Raw genomic sequence first — 19,533 nt, forward strand, 5'->3', positions numbered from 1 at the left:
GATGATTGCCGAATTAGGCGTGAAGGAGCAGCATCAGTGTTCGCAGGGCTTAGGCATATCGCTTTTAATCACCTAAAAGCTGAAACGAGCTTTAAGAAAGGTATGCCCGCAAAGCAAAAGAAAGCGATGCGCAGTACAGATTACCTTGAAAAGGTCTTGAATTTATAATGTCTTTTCATGCTCTTGCCCTGGTTTATACCCCAAACTTGTAGTGCACTTAAGACTGGCTCTAGTGTTTGGCCATATTGCGTAAGAGAATACTCAACTCTTGGTGGTACTTCTGGATATACTTCTCGGTTCACTAATTGACTATACTCCAGTTCTCGCAGTTGCTTAGTAAGCATTCTATGGGTTATTTCGGGCATAACTCGACGCAGTTCATTAAACCTAAGTGTCTCTCCCATCAAATGATAAAGTATAATTGACTTCCATTTTCCACCAATTACTTCCAATGTTGCTTCAATGGGGCAACCTAAGTTGCAGTCATAGTCTGTGTGGGGCATTACGGTCTACTCCTTAGTATACAAATTGATATTAACTACCTTAAATGTGCGTACTTATATGCTTTGCTTTTATTCTATATGCTATTACCTAAAGGCTTAAATATAATTATTACATAAGGAAAATATAAATTGAAAACTTTAATTATTTTGGCACACCCAGACATAAATAATAGTTCTAATGCTAATAAGGTTATCTTAGACGCTTTAATGCAAAAGCTAGATATAAAGGTGAAGGATTTATATGCGCTATACCCCGACTATAAAATAGATGTATTAGCAGAACAAAGTGCACTTTTAGAGTGTGATCTCATTGTATTTCAGTATCCATTGCATTGGTATAGTGTACCAAGCGTGCTAAAAGCATGGGTTGACTCAGTTCTTCTATATGGATTTGCATATGGAGAGGGAGGCAATAAGTTATCAGGTAAAAAATTGTTGGTTTCAACAACTATTGGAGGCCCTGAGGAGAGTTATCGCCCTGGTGGGCATAATAGCTTTGCAATGTCAGACTTTCTAAAGCCTTTGCAGCAAACTGCACACTTTTGTGGTATGGATTTTATAAACCCGATTCTTTCATATGGGATGGTGTGTATACCTCAGGGGAATACGAGTAAAAATGACATTCAACGTAGAGCTGAATGCCATGCGAACCGGCTCATTGACACTATTGATGGGTTAAAATGCCTGTGAAACTTAGATGGGTTTGTATGGGTAGCAAGTATATAGAAATCGTTATATCAGCTGTTTAGACATGACGAGTACATCAACACCATTGTAATTAACTTGCTCATCGGGTTGCCAACCTAATGCTGCATATAACCCTCCGGTTAAATTTTCAGTTTGTAGGTGGAGCGTCATAATGTTGAGCGAAATAGCCAATTCCTCCATGTGTTTCACAAGCGACGTAGCTACCCCTTTAGCGCGATGTGGCTTATCAACATAGACACCGCCTAACCAATGTGTTTTTTCTGGGTATATGGTCATTTCATGGAACCGTATGTGCGCTGCACCGAGTACAGTGCCATTTTCTATGGCTAATATGACAAAGGGAATATGATCAATATTAAGATAGTCTTCGAGCTTTCTATTAAATGAGAGGAGCGTGGAGTCTTGAATATTTTTACCCCATTGATCAAAGTACCATTTTGCAATTAAGGGTTTAATTTCCTTTTTACACCCTAGTTTTATAAAGTCCATTTTACATCCTTTGCTGATAATTAATTCACTGATATTGACATGATTGGGTTGGTATGACAATTAAGCTATATTGCGTCCTATAGAAAACAATGTATTAAATTTTAAACCGATAGCTTGGTTTTTATATTAAAGGTGGGCTTATATGGCTAGTAAAAAGGATGCGATTCGCTATTCAGGTTTAGACTTATTGCGAACAGTGGCTATTGTGGCGGTTATGTTATTTCACGGATTGAAATATGGCGCGCCAGCGGGAGATTTATTTGTGTTTGGCTGTAAGGGTGTAAATTTATTCATTTGTTTAATGAAAGTGTATTGCTGATATTAAAAAAATCGTACTATACATGGTTATTAATTTCTAACTAAGTGAAGCAATAAAATGGTTATATTTACAACAAATTTTGGTGATATTGAGATAGAGCTCGATACAACTACCGCACCGGTAACGAGAAAGAACTTTTTACAGTATTGTGAGGATGGCTTTTATCAGGGCACTATTTTTCACAGAGTTATTAAAGGGTTTATGATCCAAGGAGGCGGTTTCACTGCCAAAATGAAAGAAAAGCCAACTCGAGAGAGTATCGTCAATGAAGCGAATCGAGGGTTGAAAAATACCTTAGGCACCATTGCAATGGCTCGCACTGACGCACCGCACTCAGCGTCTGCACAGTTTTTTATTAATACAGCTGATAACGCGTTTCTTGATCATTTCTCGACAACAAATGAAGGGTGGGGCTACTGCGCTTTTGGTCAGGTAACGGCTGGGTTAGAAGTGATAAAACAAATAGAAAAAGTAAAAACAGGTATGGTGGCCGGCCATGATGATGTGCCTTATGAACCGATTGTTATTGAACAAGTCACAATTAAAGAATAGGTACAATTATCGCGATAAGCAGTCGAGTAGGCTGTTTTACTTATATAAAAAGGGATTTTTACTCAATCTGGTTTGGCAAATACTCGCCAAGCACTGTGTAATTTGATATTTTGATCGTGATATTTCGCGAGGTTAAATATGTCAAACGTAGTAAAACGATTTTTAAATGATCCAGAACTCTTACTCAATGCTGTTGGAGAAGGCATTTATGGTTTTGATCTTTCTGGCAATGCGGTTTTTGTAAACCCTGCAGCAGAAAGAATGACAGGGTGGACTGAAGATGATTTATTAGGGAAGAAAATACATCAATACCATCATCATAGTCATGCGGATGGTTCACCGTATCCTGCTGATGAATGCCAGATATATTGCACTATGTTTGACGGTAAGCATCGCCATATTACAGATGAAGTTTTTTGGCGTAAAGACGGTAGTTGCTTTGCTGTTGAGTATACGTCAACACCAGTCTATAAAGATGGTGCGTTGATTGGTGCGGTCGCGATATTTCGCGATGTGTCTCAACAGCATGATACTGAACGTGCTTTAAGAGATGCATTAGCACAGGTGCAATGTTTAAGTGAACAATTGAAAGACGAAAACTCATACCTCCTCTCAGAGCTAAACGCCGATTGGCAAGACTCAGGGTTAGTCGGTCACAGCCATATATTTCAAACCATGTTGGAACAAATTAAATTAGTGAGCACCACTGATAGCACTGTTTTAATTTTAGGCGAAAATGGCACAGGTAAAGAACTTGTTGCGCGTAATTTGCATCGTTTAAGTAATCGCCAAGCCATGCCATTTGTAAAAGTGAATTGTGCTGCATTTACGCCAAGTCTTTTGGAGTCTGAGTTGTTTGGCCATGAAAAAGGGGCATTTACTGGGGCAAACGAAAAGCGTAAAGGGCGTTTTGAGTTAGCAGATAAAGGCACATTGTTTTTAGATGAAATAGGGGAGCTTCCCTTAGAGGCTCAGAGTAAGTTACTTAGGGTGTTACAAGAGAGAGAGTTTGAACGGGTTGGGGGCAGTCAAACTTTGCACGTGGATTTACGGGTAATAGCTGCGACTAATCGAGATTTATGGGCGATGGTTGAAAGTGGCACATTTCGCATGGACTTATATTATCGCTTGAACGTATTTCCAATCAGAGTACCTGCATTAAAAGAACGAAAGGAAGATATTCCAGTGCTGTGTGCGAACCTCATATCTCAGCTAAATAAGCGGCTAGGTAAACAATTAAAAGGCGTCGCACAAGACTCCATAAAAAAACTACAAGCCTATGACTGGCCAGGAAATATCAGAGAGTTACAAAATATCCTAGAAAGAGAAGCGATACTAGGCACGCATCGATTGCTTCATTTGAGCCAACCTTTATCTGGCGACAATTATGGCGGTCAAAAGGGGAGTTATTTACTGTCTGATGCGGAGCGATCTCATATCGAATCAGTGTTGCAGGCGAGCCATTGGCGTGTTGCAGGTGAGCATGGCGCAGCGAAGAAACTGGGCCTGCCAGAAAGTACGCTCAGATCAAAAATGAAAAAGCTGGGGATAGTTAGAAAGGTCATTGCCTCGTGATATATCGCCACAAATCGTGATATATCGCGATTGTATTTTTGTTATATAATTTATTTTTGTTTTAAATCAAATGCTTAATAAAGTTTCAGTTTGGTCTGAAACTTGCAAATGTCAAACTGTCTATTGTCAATGTAAAGCAAGTACTATGAAGTTTGATATTAAAGAAGAAGATATGATCATTAAGCCCTATAAATCTGAGGGGCCCATTTATATTCGTGAGCAAAAAGGTTTCTTCCAAAAAATCCGTCGTTATTTAAGTTGGTTACTGATGATAACCTTTATCGCTATTCCCTTTATTCAATATGGAGGCAAACAAGCTGTTTTGTTAGACGTAGCAACGCAGCAGTTTAGGGTTTTTGGTGCCACCTTTTTACCACAGGATTTTATGATTTTAGCGTGGATATTTATGTCAGGGGCATTCGCGCTATTTTTTGTAACTAATTGGCTTGGTCGTGTGTGGTGTGGCTATATATGTCCACAAACAGTGTGGATGCTTTTGTTTACGTGGGTTGAGCACAAAACAGAGGGCACTCGAAATCAGCGGATCAAGCTAGATAAATCCCCTTGGTCGTTTGACAAAGTACGTAAAAAAACCTTAAAGCATGCAGCTTGGTTACTGATCTCTGTATTTACTGCAACGTCTTTTATGGCTTACTTTATTCCCGCACACACACTATACGCAGATATGTTCTTGTTGGAATGGTCAGGGGTGACTAGCTTTTGGGTGTTTTTGTTTGCGTTTTGTACATATGGTAATGCGGGATTCTTAAGAGAAAAAATGTGTACCGTAGCTTGCCCTTATTCTCGTTTTCAGGCTGTGATGTTTGATAAGGACACATTGGTGGTGACGTATGACACCGCGCGTGGTGAAAATCGTGGCCCGAGAAAGCGTAAAGAAGATCCCAAAAAAGCCGGATTAGGAGACTGTGTAGACTGCAATTTGTGCGTTGATGTGTGTCCCGCAGGTATTGATATTAGAAATGGCATGCAGTACGAGTGTATTAATTGTGGTCTGTGTATTGATGCATGTAATGACACGATGAGTAAATTTGGCTATGAAAAAAATCTCATTCGCTATGAAAGTGAAAATCAAACGAATGGTAAAAAGACAGATCCGTTCAGGCTCAAACTACTAGGTTATGCTTCTCTTACTGCTCTGATCATTATAACGATGATAGTGTGGGCATTTAATCGTACACCTATTGAAGCGTCGGTAATTCGCGACAGAAATGCCTTGTATCGTATGAATTATGAAGGGTTGGTCGAAAACCCATATACCTTAAGTATTATTAATAAGACGCAACAGACAATGAGCTATCAAATTAGCTTAGATGGATTAGCAGGTGCGACCTTAAAAGTCCCGACGAGAATTGTGATTGAAGCGGGCGAAATGGACTTGGTGCCAGTGACCGTTATTGCTGATGGGTATGATCTAAGTAAAAAAGCGACAGCCATAACATTCACAATTGATGCACTTGAAGACAGCAGCATCACTATTACAAAAGACAGTTACTTTTATAAAAATTAGACAAAGGTTTTAACTTCCCCCCAAAACTTTGCGTGGTTACCTCTGGTGCCGCGCTTTTTTACACGCATTACCATTGTGTGCATATACGCACATTAACTATGTTTTTATGTGCATATCATTCACTAAAGTTTCTCGGTAAGCTAGCGTCAATGTTTAAAGTTGATGAGGAGGTTATGTATGCTCCGTAATACGAAACGTAGTTACGGCTGGGTAGCCATTGTATTTCACTGGCTCAGTGCGTGCGCCATTCTCGCTATGTTTGGGTTAGGGTTGTATATGGTGGATTTAAGCTACTACGACCCTTGGTATAGAGACGCACTCACTATTCATAAAGGCGTAGGGGTTATCGTTGCCGCTTTCATCATTTTGCGTTTGGCTTGGAAACTAACAAATGAGTCTGTGCAAGACCTAACTAGTGTTCAAAGAAGTGATCAGTTGCAACATAGACTTGCCAAACTGGCACACCTTGCTATGTATGCGTTGTTGTTTATTTTGTTTGTATCAGGGTATTTAATCTCAACCGCTGACGGTCGGGGTATTGACGTGTTTGGGATAGTTGTTTTGCCCAGTATTGGTGAGTTGTTTGAACAGCAAAGTGATATTACAGGTGTTGTTCATCTATACATAGCGTGGGCCTTGATAGGCTTGGTGGTTATACATGCCAGCGCAGCGCTATATCATCATTGGATATTGAAAGATTTGACCTTAAAAAGAATGTGTTCACCACAAGAGGAGCAATAGTATGAAAAAGTTTTTAATCGCAGGTTTATTAGCGGCGTGCGTTACATCAACCACAGCCAGTGCAGCTGACTATGTTATTGACACAAAGGGCGCGCACGCGTTTGTTAATTTTAAAATTAAACATCTTGGCTATAGTTGGCTTCATGGCCGGTTCAATCAGTTTGACGGCGAATTTAATTATGACGCTAAAAAGCCAAATGAGTCAGCAATCAAGCTGGTCATTGACACGCGTTCAATCGACTCAAATCATGCAGAAAGAGATAAGCACCTTAGAGGTAGTGATTTCTTAAACGTGAGTAAGTATCCAAAGGCGACCTTTGAGAGCACAAGTATCAGCTTTAGCGATGAGACAAATGGTAAGGTAACAGGTAAATTTACCTTGCATGGCGTGACAAAAACTATAGCGTTTGACATTGAAAAACTAGGTGAAGGCAGTGATCCTTGGGGTGGCTACCGTGTTGGTTTTGAAGGTGCGACCAAAATTAAATTGGCCGACTATGGCATTGACTATGACTTAGGCCCAGCCTCAACACACGTTAACCTTGGTTTACACATCGAAGGGATCCGCAAGTAATTTAGCTAGCGTAAGTGGCTGTTCAATTGTGCTTTAAGCTCATTGGGTAGCCATTTAAGCATGACTTCGTTGTATTTAGGCTCATCATGTAAAGGGGCTAATGCTTTATTTATCTCACTAATTAACGCAAGCCCAGCAGCATTTTTTGTACACCCAACATACCCGCGCGTAATATCATCTGTTTCACTAATAACTAATTGAGCGAGTTCGTTGCCATTCTCTAATAACGTTTGTAAGTGATAGTGTTCGCTCGGGTAACCAATGATTAAATCCAATCGCTTCTTTAACAGCATATAGGTTAGGCTTTTTAATGGATCTTTACCGGGGCGCAGTATCAACTGCTCTGAGGGAAGTGTGGCCAATATAGAGTCAATTTTTTTGCCAAAAGAGCGGTTGAGTGACACGCCAACAGTTAATTTATGTTCTTTTAATAATTTAAGCAACGAAACTCGTTGCCCTGGCGCTAAGTTTAGCGCCTGTATAATATCTTTTCGCAGCGCAATAGAAGGTGATAAACCTATCGTTGAATATTGTTCAGAGAATAGAATATACCGCGCTCTATTTGTTGTTTTATAAAGTGAAATCATGCAATTAGTTTTTTTTGCATTAGACAGCTCATGAATAGCGCGGCTGGCTGGTAACGTACTGTTAGAAAAGGTGTGATCGGGCATCATGTCGTGTAAGAGTTGAATGACTAACTCATCTCTACCTTGCCCTTGTAGTTGCCCTTCTAGTATATAATATGGGGCAAAATCTAAACGTATCCAGTTGATTGATTTAGCATTTATTGGAAGCGCCCAAAGTATTATTACTAACACTATTATTCGCAATTTATTGTCACTACTGTAATAGGAATCTTAACTAAGTGTAGCAAAAAGAAAAAAATGGCCTGAATATTTTTGTAAGTTTAGTGTAATTAAATTGTATTGTTGAATTTACAAAGTAAAAAGCACTGCTACGCTTAATATGTACCAACCGTAAATAATAACGCTTAAGCACTGCATAATATGTTTGGTTTTAATGGAATACAAATGATTAACTGCATAAAATGCGACAGTTTAATTGCTTAAGGTTAATATTTTCCGATAAAATCGGAGGTTGGCGTAACAATTTCTAAATAAAAACTCACAAAGAAGAGTACATAATATGGTTACGCTCATTGTCAGTGACATATTTGGTCACACACCCAACCTAGATGCGTTTTCACAGGAGCTTGGCACCAAAGTGGTGATATGCTCTCCTTATGCTTGCTGCCAAAACTTAACGGGGCAGTCTGAAAAACAAGCATACGACAGGTTTATTACCTCAATGGGCCACGATGGCTATGCTTCTAAAGTAAAAGAAGCACTCATTAACGAACAACCTGATTTTATTGTGGCGTTTAGTGCTGGGGCGGTAGCTGCTTGGCGAGCGCTGGCGGCTACACCATTGAAGCGCGTGCAAAAAATGATAGGGTTTTATCCGGGGCAAATACGTAATTACACGAATTTACGCCCTCAATGTCACGTTGATCTTTATTTTCCGCACAAAGAAGATCATTTTGATATTTCACCAGTGATCTCTAGATTGAAAACAGTCTCTGGTGTTCAGTGTGTTCGTACGAGATACAGCCATGGTTTTATGAATGCACTTTCGCAAAACTTCAACAAATACGCATATCTTCACTATACTCATTTGTGCGACCAAGAAGCAGTTGTCGTTCAAGACTCACTTGTAAATCATCAAGTGGAGGTCACTTTATAACGAAGAAAAAGGACATCAGCCAATGACTGAATCTCTCTATGGGCGTTATCAACACTTTCCGGGTAATCCAATTGCTAAGCCACCGTGTAGAATGTTAAACGCCATGATGTATGGGTTTTTCATTGCCGGAGATTATGAAAAAATTCATGAGTTTGTTAATGCGACATTAAATACCGTTCAAAGCAGTACTTTTTATTTTCAGCCCTTATCTTCTTATTGTTTACTGACATTCACAGACATTGAAAATATCGCGTCAAAAGTCCCACCATTTAGTGATTATGGCTGGATGCAAGAGACAGACATCATAGTATGGCTGCCTATTGCGCAAGTCAGTAAAGCAAATCAGAAAGTAAGTCATATATATTGGTACCCAGCATTTATTGCGGTGAACAACATTAATGCATTAGTTAATGGGCGAGAAACTTGGGGATACAATAAATATCAATGTCGATATGAAATGCCAACTTCGTATAAACAGGCTGACTATTTTTCAATTAGTTTAGATACCTTTCATCCTTTTACTCCAGAAACAAAAATGCGTTGCCATGAATTGTTAAATGTGAAGCGGATCGCAGATGACGATACCTGGTTTGAAGAGTTAGTCGAAATTGGTCACGAAATATCTCAATTACTGCATTCTAGTTGTGGTGACTTAAATATAAGTGCTGAGCTAATAAAGCAGTTTTTAGAAGGGTTTAAAAATCCTCAAATGGATCAGATCTTGTTCAAACAATTTCCTGATGGCTTCGCGAACGAGTCAGTATACAAAGCGGTGGTTCATTCACCTTCTACGATTGAAAAAATCCACAAGGTTGGATTTTTAAAAGATGAATACAGAGTGACGATTAATAAGCTCGATGCATTTCCTTTTGACGACATGTTTGGTATCGCAATTGGCGAGCAGCAGGCCGTATTGCCCTATTATGTCAGTATGGATTTTGATCAAGATGGTGCTTACGAAATTCATACCTCTTTAGCTTAATTACTGATTTTAGTAGAGAAGGAAACGCGATTATGACCCAACAAAAAATTGCTATTTTAGGTGGTGGTGTTGCTGCTATGACGGCAGCGGTTTATTTAACTGAAAAAGATGATTGGCAATCACATTACGATATTACAGTCCATCAGCTCGGTTGGCGTTTAGGAGGGAAGGGAGCGAGTGGTCGTAATGCGCAAATTGCAGAACGTATTGAAGAACATGGGTTACATGTGTGGTTTGGTGCCTATGTCAACTCGTTTAAAATGATTGAAACTGTTTATAACAAATTAGATCGCCCTAATTCAGACCCTTTGAGCACTTGGCAAGACGCATTTAAACCTCACAGTTTTGTGGTATTACAAGAATATATCGAGCAAGAATGGCAAACATGGCCTGTTGATTTTCCGGTTATTGAAGGGAACCCCGCCGATGGGACGCTCGATTTGCACTTCTGGCAGTTGGTTGAGATGTTAGTTGCGTGGTTACGAAAGTTCGTTGACTCTATTGAATACGAAGTAGATAAAGCACACAAGCAAACAAAATTACAAACAACTAAGCGACGAGACCGGGGGTTATTGCAGCATTTGGCGTCGCAAGTAAGAGACGCATACGATGACATTGAAGATGACGTTGAAGATTTTTTTGATAGTGCGCATGATGAACTCAAAGAAATTTGGTCAACACCGAGTATTTTAGGGCATCAATTACAGCGCTTACTGACATTAAGAGCCCAAGATAAGCACTTGGGTGAGCCTAAAGACAGACTGGTTGTTTGGTACGTTGTGAGAAAACTCAAGCGTTGGTTAAATAGTGAAGTAGCCGACATGCTGGACGAAAACGACAATATTCGTCGTGCCTATATTTGTGCCGATCTGGCCATTGCCATGGTAACGGGACTGATCAAGGATAAAGTTTTTTCAAAAGGCTTTGGGTCAATAAACCATGTAGATTTTAAACAGTGGCTTCGAAATAATGGTGCAAATGAAACATACAGTGTTGAGTCTGCGCCAGTGCGCGGATTTTATGATCTCGTTTTTGGCTATGTCGATGGAGATTTCAAGAAAGGCGATGTAGAGGCTGGGGTTGCGGCTTTAGCGATGTTACGGATCATTTTATGTTATCACGGTGGCGTAATGTGGAAAATGCAAGCTGGCATGGGGGACGTGATTTTCTCTCCAGTGTACGAATTGCTAAAACAGCGGGGCGTTAAATTCGAGTTTTTCAGTCAAGTAGAATCATTAACGGCCAACACCGAAGCAGGTGGGACGCATTATGTCGAAGATATTGTTATCACTCAGCAAGTGTCGCTGATAAATGAGCAGTATGACCCGTTGGTAGATGTAAAAGGCTTGCCATGTTGGCCCGCTCAGCCATTATTAGATCAAATTGATGCGAGGCAAGCTGATTTAATTAGATCGCATTCTATTAACTTGGAGTCTTTTTGGACTAATTGGCCGCAAATATACCAAGCTGAATTCAATAAGCCGTTGCCGACAAAAACGCTTAAACGTGGTATCGACTTTGACCAAGTGGTTTTTGGTATATCCGTTGCGTCATTAGAGCACTTGTGCCCCGAGTTACTTCACCAAGATGCGAAATTAGCAGCGCAGGCTGAACACGTTAAAACAGTGGCAACACAGGCGTTTCAGGTATGGTTGAATAAAACAGATGAAGAACTTGGGTTTAATTACACACCAGCTAGTGAAGAGCGGCCCATTTTAAGTGCATTTTCGCAGCCATTTGATACTTGGGCAGCGATGTCGAATTTGTTATCTAAAGAGGACTGGCCGAGTAATGGCCCTGTTAATATTGCGTATTTCTGTAGTGCATTTAGCTGTGATAGTTACCCCCCAATAACCGATCATGAATTTGATAAACGTGAAAAAGCCAAAGTGAAACAAAATGCGCTCAATAAATTAAATATTGAAATGCAGCCTTTATGGCCGAATGCTTATGTTGCTGGTCAGTTTGATTGGTCTGTAATACATAGTGAGCCGAGCCTTGTTGGCCAGCAGCGATTCAATGATCAGTATTGGCGAGTCAATGTAGACCCATCGGAACGGTATGTTTTATCGGTCAGCGGTAGCAGCGCATATCGATTAGCGACTGACGGTACTGATTTCCAAAATTTATATATTACCGGTGATTGGATAAAAACTGGCGTGAACGCTGGCTGCGTTGAAGCTGCGGTTATGGCTGGAATGCTTACGGCAAGAGCAATATCAGGGTATCCCGAGCATATTTCTGGCGAGTTTGGCTTCGAACCAGATGGTGCATAGGTACCTCACGGTGAGGGTAGACTGATTTAGCAGTGACGTGACCATTAGGAAAATATGATGGCATGTTTGGCTGGTGGCCGGCATAGAATGGCCACTTTGTTATTAAAGTGGACTGCGGATTTTATTTTTTAACTACTAACCTGTCTATAAAGGAGGGATCAATAGCTAGCGGTTATTTTTATAGTATTGACATATATGAATATTTTAATATACTGCGCGGCCTGCGTAGAGGACTATGCAGTGTATTAGATTAAAAAGGACGATGTATGTTTAATAAAACAATTCTTGCTTCGGCATTCTTATTTTCACTTTCCGCAAATGCCACTGTGATCACAAACGATTTTTCACCTACTTTGAAAAGCCAGTATCCATTGCAAATTTCTAAACCTGATAGAAGCGCTTTAGACTCAAAAAACTATGCTCAGGGATATCTCGCAAGTTATGCCCAAGCGCATGTTGATATATCACAGCAACTGTTAAGTGTTAATGAGGTGTGTTTTGAATTAGATACGCAGTATTCAGGCTCAGGTTCAACGCCTGGCAGTGCTGGTGTTGATCTGTATAGTTATTTTGTATACGCAGGTGGTAGTCGCGGTAATAATAGCTCTAGCGGCCGTGGTTCAAGTTTAGCAAACCCCACCTTTTCTAGCTGCTTTAATTTGGCCGAAGGGTTTACAAAAAGCTTTATCAGTGAGGGTAAAATTGCGTTTACTCCGTATACTACAAATACGGATGTTGTTATCACCGATGTTCGCGTATCAGTCACTGGGCTGTCAAAAATCAGTGGCGATATTGTTACCATTGACGCAGCTCAGAATGTACTAGGCGCAGGAGTTGGCGAAGTAGTTACTTATCAGATTGAGAGCGGTGTTACTTACTCCGTATCATTGATTGATAATAACACGCAATTAAATACGTCTGGTGGTTCTTATTCAACGTTGGGTATTTCATTTCTAGCAGGAAATGGAGATCGAACACTCAAAACTTTGAAAAATGACGCACCGGTGTATATTGAGTCAACAAGTGACCTGTCATTGTTTTTAATTGGCAATGAAGCAACAGGCGACGGCGTAATGAACGTTAATATTAAAAAAGTTAATTTAGACTGATTTTATAATTATTCATGAACTGGTACTTTAATATAACCTGATCAAGTAAAGGCTAGATTATTTATACCTTCATGAAAATCAATAGCAGTGGTCTATAGATTACTGCTATTTTTCCAATCACATGACTTTACATGTTTAAACCAGAGCCGGCTAAATATTTTATTTCCATAGCGTACTTTAACTATTTTAAAGTTAAAGTGAGGTGCAATATACTTATTGACCAGCATTTTTAGTTTTTTATCTTCAATGAGCAAGTAATTATTTTTCAGATGCTTATGATCATTTTTCGTCAGTTGTTTACCTTGTAGCTGTAAAAAACGCATATTTAGCCAAAATAATAATGCATTTTTTTCTTCATTTGGAAAAGCGGTTGTGAGATTATAAGTTGGCTCATAAAGCCGCTCAAAATTAATCTGATTTTTTTGAATTACAAAAACAAATAGTAGGTTTAGCCCTGCTGATATTTGACCTGAACGCTTATCTAAATTCTGATACCCAATGAGTGCTTTTCTAAAGTGTTGCTCAGCGAGTGTGACTTTTCCTTCTTCTAACGCAATCATTCCCTGGTTATTTTCTATTATTGCAAGTACATTTTTTTGTTGAGATGCTCGCGCTAACTTCTTTGCTGTGGTGTAAAGTTTTTTTGCTTTGTCTAGATCGTCAAGCTGTCGAGCTAATAATGCAAGGCTATTGGTTAATATGAGTTTATGTCTATTATTTTTAGCATTTCGGTATGAACATTCAAAACTGATTTGAGCGTCATCTAAATAGTTATTTTTTCTTAACCAGATACCTAGAGCACTGGTTATTGTGGTTAGGTTTTCAATGAATATTGGGTGTTGATAATGATGAAAAGCGGCGTCAATGGAGTCAATTAATAGTGTGGTTTTACCAGTGGGAACTGACGCGCGCATTGTAATGATATGTTTGGTTATTTGTTGTGGAACTGTGAGAGTTTTCATCTCCGTTATTGTACTTAGCAACTGTAAGGACTGTGCAGGGTCAACTGTGAGGTAGTCCTTGGCTTCTTGGAGCTTATTTTCAATATTTTCAGCTGCTAACGGAATTGATACAAGCAAAAAAACATTTGCAAATAATTTCATCAGCTACCTTAATTAAGTGTTCTAAAAGAGAAAATATAGGCTGTTTTTCGATATTATTCAAAGCTGCGTGATGTAGAAAGGTTAATTGATGTTGCTAACTGGGAAGAGAAAATGCGTAGTGCATTTTCTCTATGGATGTTTTAAATGTATTTAAGTACAAACAGTTACATGCTGAGATGGGTTACAAGCATTCGGGTGGTTTGATTCACCACAGCGGTAGGGGTTTGTAAAAAAACAGTTTTCTATTGCAGTCCATCTACCACCAGCAACATTAGGGGTAGCTGCTTGAGGAAGCGTTACATCGTTCTGTGATAGAACTTTGATTTTATTTTTCTTTAGCTTTAATTTCATTGTTTCAATCCTTTTACATTGTTTACAACTGACGTTAACATATATTTTAATTTAAATTGATGCAACTATATTACTGTGGTTTTTTATTTAAATAAAAAGTCTTTATTTTTAAATTATTAAAGTTTTATTTTAGAATAAAGTGATTTTTCGAGCTGGTTAAAAGCTTAATTTAATCCCAACTTCAGATAATAAAGGCTGGATGGCCTCATCCACTTCACTAGATATGTAGGTATGTTACAATTCGCTGGTTTTAGATAGATAGGGGCAATTATGGCCAATACAGCACATGCATTACACATTTTGGTGAAGCATAAAGAGCTTGCTGAAGACATTATCAAGCAACTTAAAAAAGGCGCAAAGTTTCAGGTGCTTGCTAAAAAGCACTCGACATGTCCATCGGGTAAAAAAGGAGGCGACTTAGGCGAATTCAAACGCGGTCAAATGGTGCCTCAGTTCGATAAAGTAGCCTTCAGCAAAGAGATACTAGAGCCTCACCTAGTGAAAACTCGCTTTGGTTGGCACGTAATAAAAGTGTTGTATCGTACTTAGTTTAAGGCAACAGAGAGGTTAGACCTCTCTGGATAAAAGCGATATTCGTTATTTATTGCTGCGTTTACATATCACAATTGAGTATTTTCATTGCTTTATTTGCCGTGAGTACGCAGCCACGAGCTTCGTCACTTGCTTCTTTGCATTGCTTCGTCATGTCAGCGGTACTGGGGGCTTTATCACCGAGTATTTTTTTAGCATGAGCCACTACCTTTGCGCATTCACTCACAGGAACGGGGGCGGCATCAGAGCAACCAGAAAGCGTAATAAAAGTACTGACTATTAATACTATTCGTAACATCATCGTAGTTCCTTGTTCATTTGTTAATATTATCCTTCTAAGGTAAGTCGCTTTTACGAAACTTAGCAAATAATTCCTGGCTTTTTTGAGCCTTTTCAATACTAAAAGGTCCAAATGTTAGAATCTAAGCCGCAGTATTCCAACCTTAGCTAAAAACCCGTATAATTCGCGCCCTGTAATTTTATTTGATAACGCGGCGTCGGTGAACTGGCGATGTGGGAAGCCTGCAATGACTCAAAAAGAAACACCTGAAATCACAAAGCTACATAAACGTTTAAGAAAGAATGTTGGTAATGCCGTGGTGGATTACAACATGATTGAAGAAAACGACGTGGTGATGGCGTGTATTAGTGGCGGTAAAGACTCATTTGCGATGCTAGATATACTTTTGAGCTTGCAAAAAGTTGCGCCGATCAAATTTGATGTTGTAGCGGTTAACCTCGATCAAAAGCAACCAGGGTTTCCTGAGCATATTTTACCAGAATACTTTGAAAGTCTTGATATTCCTTATTACATTGTAGATAAAGACACCTATTCGGTTGTAAAGCAAAAGGTGCCTGAAGGCAAAACGACATGTGGACTTTGCTCTCGTTTAAGACGGGGTACCTTGTACTCATTTGCTGAAAAAATTGGTGCAACTAAAATAGCGCTTGGCCACCACCTAGATGATATTGTCGAAACCATGTTTTTAAATATGTTTCACGGTGCTCGACTAAAAGCTATGCCGCCAAAGCTGCGTTCAGACGATGGGCGAAATGTGGTGATCAGACCATTGACCTATTGTCGCGAAGAAGATTTGATTACATACGCCGAATATAAGCAATTCCCAATTATTCCTTGTAATCTATGTGGTTCACAAGAAAACCTACAACGACAGAATATTAAAGCGATGCTTGTTGATTGGGATGCTAAAACACCAGGTCGTGTTGAGAGTATTTTTAAATCAATACAGAATGTTAGCCCAAGTCAGTTAGCTGATAGAGACCTGTTTGATTTTATTAATCTACCCATTGACCGAGAGGCGGAAAAAGCAGAGTACGAATTTGCTGAGGCCACCGTGTCATCGTCAAATATTGATGAGTCTTTATTTATCGATGTGACGAATATCTAAATATCGGTGCATTTAGAGCAACCACATATGTACTGTGGTTGCTATCCTTAATGTTACTCAATTCTTTATTTCAGTCTAATTTTTTGTAACGCATCAAATAAATTCGCTTTATCTGCAGTACTCACATACCTTAATTCTATTTTTTCGTTAAAAGCCATTCGTTGTTGTTCGGTGAATGCATTACCTGCTTTTAAGTAATTGGCAATTTTTGCATTAATTTCGTTGCCCAGCTTGATGAGTTGTGGCCTCACATGTGTGTTTAAGTCTCTTGGTTTTCTGTGTGTTTCAACACTCAGTAGGTCAGCTTTGTAACGATATTGAATGGCTTTTGCGACAGCTATTTGCGACGAAAAAAAATGGGCAATACTTGTTTCGTCCAGCCCTACCAAGGTTGCCGAACGGGCACTTTCTGCGATAACTGTTTTTTCACGCTCTATGTCTTCAATTGCTTTTTGGTGGTTTACTTTGTACAAAGCAACATCTTCCATATAACTTAATCGTTGATTAATCACCCCAAAAATATCTGTTGCACACGTACTAGACCACCCAGAGAATGGCGTCACTAAAAACAATAATAAAATATACTTTTTCACTTTAACCCTGAAGATGATCGCAGCTATCTTTTATTTGCCTGATTAAGCTATATGTCTCAATTAGAACATAGGGGGTTGGTATATGTATATGGCGTTGATTAATTGTATGGTGTTATGGCTAAATGTTTTGAGCGATTTCTCCCCAGCGCCTTTCCTGTGCTGTTTTATCAATTAAAGGGACATGGTATATTCTAAAGAAAGTCTGAGCAGTTTCTATTCAGTTTAGTACGTATTTACGGCTAAAGTTTAATTTATCACAAGGACTAGAGTATGTTTGAAACAGTTGCAGCATTATCAGGACTAATCGCAATGGTTTGGCTGATCATTGGCGTATATATTGCGAGTCGATTTTATCCAAATTATGATCATGCTAAACAGTTTTGTAGCGAATTGGGTGCGTCGGGCAGTCCAACAGAAAAGCTATCGCCTAGGATCAATAATTACCCCCTGGGTTTACTGTTTTGCTTGTTTGGTGGCTATATAATTAGTTTAGAGTGGTCTTCTTATTTGGTTAATTTATCAGGGCTATGTATTGTCATTCACGGTATTGGTACGTGGGTTGCGGGTTATTTTCCTATGGATGCTGATCCTTACACCACAACACCAACACGAGAGTGCGAGATACACTCTTGGGCTGGTTTTATTATGTTACTTGCGTTATTGGTTGCACCTATCTTGATATCAGTCACTCCTACAGGGGAAGTTATTTCTGTTGCTTTTCGCTTATTTTCATTTTTGTCAGCTGTTCTAGCATGCGTATTTTTATTTATGCTGGCACGTGCTTTTAAACAAAAACGCTCTGCTGGATTGCATCAGCGAGCCTCGTATGGCATTCAACTCCTATGGCTCAGTGTGTTTTCAATGTTGCTGTTATAAAAAAGTGTAAGTTGCGATCTTAATCAGCTTTCAGCTAATGCTTTGCCTTCGATAGAAAATTACCGCTCCAGATCATTTAATGATCATAAATAATTAAGCCTTTTTCTGAGAAGTCATAATTTGCAACTGTAAGTAAATTACATCGGGTTTGAGCAACTGGCCTCAACCCCGATATTTTGACTTTAATCTATTTAAATAAGTTTGGGATCTCGCCAAATTTAATGAGGTTTGGAAAGATGGTTTCAAGAGTGCCTTGTTCAATACCAAGCCATTGGCCTAAACTAGCGGCGTATTGATCGACCGATAAGGTTGGGATCAAGCGACCGCCGCCCGCATCTAACTGATGGTTTAGCTCTGATTCAGGTATGTCACCAAATATAGTACCACCTTGCACGGCGCCTCCCATCACAAAGTGATGCGCTCCCCACCCGTGATCAGTACCATCACCGTTTATCGCAAGCGTTCTGCCAAAGTCAGATGCGGTGAATAGGGTTACGTTATCAGATAGCCCAAGGTTCTGCATCGCGGCATCAAATGCGACAAAAGCACCATCTAACGCTGACTGCAGCTTAGGCAGTGACTGTGCTTGTCCTGAGTGAGTATCAAAACCTCCCATGGCAACAACGAAAATTTGCCGCTTTTCGTTGAGTTGCTCTCGGATCGCAATTGTTTTACTCACAGCTTCTAATTGTTTGGCAATAGGGGTTGCTGGAAAAGTAGGTAGTGAGATTGTGGTGCCTGAGAGTGCTGCATTAAATTGCTTATTGGCGTTATAAGCACGATTAATGTGAGCTGAAACATCTTGCTCTACTAGATTATTTGTTTGGTGACCGAGTGCGCTAAAATGTGCGCTAAGTGCATCCGGCTCATCAAAAAAATCAATGACATTAATGGTTGCTGCTTGCCCATCATTAATATGATAAGGCGTGGTATTATTGCCTGTGATCAGCAAGTCGGCATCAGCAGTTGTGATGGCGGAAAATGTGCTTGGGGTTTGTAGTCCTTGCCCAATGAGTGCATCATTAAGCAATCCAGCCCAGCCAAATTGTGCGCCTTCTGTTTTGCCAGACATCCAAGTGGATTGTTGGTCGTTGTGTGAAAATAGTCGAGCGGGCAATCGTGCTGTTTCTGCGCGGATCGCCTCAGCTGATGTGGGTTCTAGCAAAGGTCCGACATTCCCAACGACAGAGACTTTACCTTGTTGGTAAAGCTGTGCAATACCACTTAATTCAGGCGCTAAGGCAAATTGACGTGAACCAAACCGCGACGGGGCTGTGATGGGGGCAAGGTTATCGAGTGTGCGTTTTGTGGTGTAGCCTGACAACAATGTACTTCTAATATTTGACCACTTATTATAACTGGCTAGATCGTAAGGGATAACCGTATCGTGATTATCCATACCACCATATAAAAAAATACAGACCAATGCTTTATAGTCGTCATTGGCGTTAACCTGTGTATTGGCCAGTGCATCCGCTAAGTTTAAAAAGGGAGCTGCTGCCACTGACGCACTGCCGGCTTTGAGAAAAGATCGTCTATTCATGTGGAGC

22 protein-coding genes are annotated in these 19,533 nt (G+C 39.8%); 14 read left to right on the forward strand and 8 right to left on the reverse strand.

Annotation, left to right across the window (positions count from 1 at the left end):
* Positions 1–140 precede the first annotated feature (140 nt).
* Positions 141–503 (reverse strand): helix-turn-helix domain-containing protein, encoded by a 363-nt coding sequence (locus BGP78_RS06905; protein ID WP_119860710.1) that lies wholly within the window; start codon positions 501–503, stop codon positions 141–143.
* Between the two features lie 129 nt (positions 504–632).
* Here BGP78_RS06905 and BGP78_RS06910 point away from each other — a divergent pair, with 129 nt between their 5' ends.
* Complete coding sequence (locus BGP78_RS06910) at positions 633–1,193, forward strand: NAD(P)H-dependent oxidoreductase (protein ID WP_119860711.1); 561 nt, start codon at positions 633–635, stop codon at positions 1,191–1,193.
* 42 nt (positions 1,194–1,235) lie between these two features.
* Here BGP78_RS06910 and BGP78_RS06915 read toward each other — a convergent pair whose 3' ends face one another.
* Entirely contained in the window at positions 1,236–1,700 is a 465-nt protein-coding gene (locus BGP78_RS06915; RefSeq protein WP_119860712.1) for a GNAT family N-acetyltransferase, read from the reverse strand.
* A 142-nt stretch (positions 1,701–1,842) separates the two neighbouring features.
* Between BGP78_RS06915 and BGP78_RS22630 the strand changes: the two genes are divergently transcribed.
* From BGP78_RS22630 to BGP78_RS06940, 6 genes are all read left to right on the forward strand, one after another.
* Entirely contained in the window at positions 1,843–2,019 is a 177-nt protein-coding gene (locus BGP78_RS22630; protein WP_182912240.1) for a hypothetical protein, read from the forward strand.
* Between the two features lie 57 nt (positions 2,020–2,076).
* The gene (locus BGP78_RS06920; protein WP_119860713.1) at positions 2,077–2,571 is read left to right on the forward strand and encodes a peptidylprolyl isomerase; all 495 of its coding nucleotides are present in this window, start codon (positions 2,077–2,079) and stop codon (positions 2,569–2,571) included.
* A 138-nt stretch (positions 2,572–2,709) separates the two neighbouring features.
* Entirely contained in the window at positions 2,710–4,146 is a 1,437-nt protein-coding gene (locus BGP78_RS06925; protein ID WP_119860714.1) for a sigma-54-dependent Fis family transcriptional regulator, read from the forward strand.
* A 145-nt stretch (positions 4,147–4,291) separates the two neighbouring features.
* On the forward strand, positions 4,292–5,674 hold the full coding sequence (ccoG, locus tag BGP78_RS06930) for a cytochrome c oxidase accessory protein CcoG (RefSeq protein ID WP_119860715.1): 1,383 nt from the start codon (positions 4,292–4,294) through the stop codon (positions 5,672–5,674).
* 177 nt (positions 5,675–5,851) lie between these two features.
* Entirely contained in the window at positions 5,852–6,415 is a 564-nt protein-coding gene (locus BGP78_RS06935) for a cytochrome b (RefSeq protein WP_119860716.1), read from the forward strand.
* Between the two features lies 1 nt (position 6,416).
* Entirely contained in the window at positions 6,417–6,989 is a 573-nt protein-coding gene (locus tag BGP78_RS06940; protein ID WP_119860717.1) for a YceI family protein, read from the forward strand.
* Between the two features lie 5 nt (positions 6,990–6,994).
* Here BGP78_RS06940 and BGP78_RS06945 read toward each other — a convergent pair whose 3' ends face one another.
* Positions 6,995–7,807 (reverse strand): TIGR02285 family protein, encoded by an 813-nt coding sequence (locus tag BGP78_RS06945; RefSeq protein WP_119860718.1) that lies wholly within the window; start codon positions 7,805–7,807, stop codon positions 6,995–6,997.
* 328 nt (positions 7,808–8,135) lie between these two features.
* Between BGP78_RS06945 and BGP78_RS06950 the strand changes: the two genes are divergently transcribed.
* From BGP78_RS06950 to BGP78_RS06965, 4 genes are all read left to right on the forward strand, one after another.
* Complete coding sequence (locus BGP78_RS06950) at positions 8,136–8,732, forward strand: hypothetical protein (RefSeq protein WP_119860719.1); 597 nt, start codon at positions 8,136–8,138, stop codon at positions 8,730–8,732.
* Between the two features lie 22 nt (positions 8,733–8,754).
* Entirely contained in the window at positions 8,755–9,714 is a 960-nt protein-coding gene (locus tag BGP78_RS06955; protein WP_119860720.1) for an acetoacetate decarboxylase, read from the forward strand.
* A 32-nt stretch (positions 9,715–9,746) separates the two neighbouring features.
* The gene (locus BGP78_RS06960) at positions 9,747–11,990 is read left to right on the forward strand and encodes an NAD(P)-binding protein (protein ID WP_119860721.1); all 2,244 of its coding nucleotides are present in this window, start codon (positions 9,747–9,749) and stop codon (positions 11,988–11,990) included.
* 266 nt (positions 11,991–12,256) lie between these two features.
* Complete coding sequence (locus tag BGP78_RS06965; protein WP_119860722.1) at positions 12,257–13,099, forward strand: hypothetical protein; 843 nt, start codon at positions 12,257–12,259, stop codon at positions 13,097–13,099.
* A gap of 92 nt (positions 13,100–13,191) precedes the next feature.
* Here BGP78_RS06965 and BGP78_RS06970 read toward each other — a convergent pair whose 3' ends face one another.
* The gene (locus tag BGP78_RS06970) at positions 13,192–14,202 is read right to left on the reverse strand and encodes a tetratricopeptide repeat protein (RefSeq protein ID WP_119860723.1); all 1,011 of its coding nucleotides are present in this window, start codon (positions 14,200–14,202) and stop codon (positions 13,192–13,194) included.
* Between the two features lie 150 nt (positions 14,203–14,352).
* On the reverse strand, positions 14,353–14,553 hold the full coding sequence (locus BGP78_RS06975) for a hypothetical protein (RefSeq protein WP_119860724.1): 201 nt from the start codon (positions 14,551–14,553) through the stop codon (positions 14,353–14,355).
* A 270-nt stretch (positions 14,554–14,823) separates the two neighbouring features.
* On the opposite strand from BGP78_RS06975, the gene ppiC reads away from it, so the two are divergent.
* Entirely contained in the window at positions 14,824–15,102 is a 279-nt protein-coding gene (gene ppiC, locus BGP78_RS06980; RefSeq protein ID WP_010362706.1) for a peptidylprolyl isomerase PpiC, read from the forward strand.
* A gap of 64 nt (positions 15,103–15,166) precedes the next feature.
* Here the strand turns inward: ppiC and BGP78_RS06985 are convergent, their stop codons facing one another.
* Complete coding sequence (locus BGP78_RS06985; RefSeq protein WP_040697040.1) at positions 15,167–15,406, reverse strand: hypothetical protein; 240 nt, start codon at positions 15,404–15,406, stop codon at positions 15,167–15,169.
* Positions 15,407–15,632: 226 nt separating this feature from the next.
* Here BGP78_RS06985 and ttcA point away from each other — a divergent pair, with 226 nt between their 5' ends.
* Complete coding sequence (gene ttcA / locus BGP78_RS06990; RefSeq protein ID WP_119860725.1) at positions 15,633–16,514, forward strand: tRNA 2-thiocytidine(32) synthetase TtcA; 882 nt, start codon at positions 15,633–15,635, stop codon at positions 16,512–16,514.
* Between the two features lie 65 nt (positions 16,515–16,579).
* On the opposite strand, the gene aroQ is transcribed toward ttcA, so the two are convergent.
* Positions 16,580–17,107 (reverse strand): gamma subclass chorismate mutase AroQ, encoded by a 528-nt coding sequence (gene aroQ / locus BGP78_RS06995; RefSeq protein ID WP_259386216.1) that lies wholly within the window; start codon positions 17,105–17,107, stop codon positions 16,580–16,582.
* A gap of 270 nt (positions 17,108–17,377) precedes the next feature.
* Between aroQ and BGP78_RS07000 the strand changes: the two genes are divergently transcribed.
* Positions 17,378–17,983 (forward strand): DUF998 domain-containing protein, encoded by a 606-nt coding sequence (locus tag BGP78_RS07000; RefSeq protein WP_119860726.1) that lies wholly within the window; start codon positions 17,378–17,380, stop codon positions 17,981–17,983.
* A gap of 187 nt (positions 17,984–18,170) precedes the next feature.
* Here the strand turns inward: BGP78_RS07000 and BGP78_RS07005 are convergent, their stop codons facing one another.
* Complete coding sequence (locus tag BGP78_RS07005; protein ID WP_119860727.1) at positions 18,171–19,526, reverse strand: DUF1501 domain-containing protein; 1,356 nt, start codon at positions 19,524–19,526, stop codon at positions 18,171–18,173.
* Positions 19,527–19,533 lie beyond the last annotated feature (7 nt).

It is taken from the genome of Pseudoalteromonas sp. MSK9-3, from assembly GCF_003590335.1.
GTDB lineage: Bacteria > Pseudomonadota > Gammaproteobacteria > Enterobacterales > Alteromonadaceae > Pseudoalteromonas.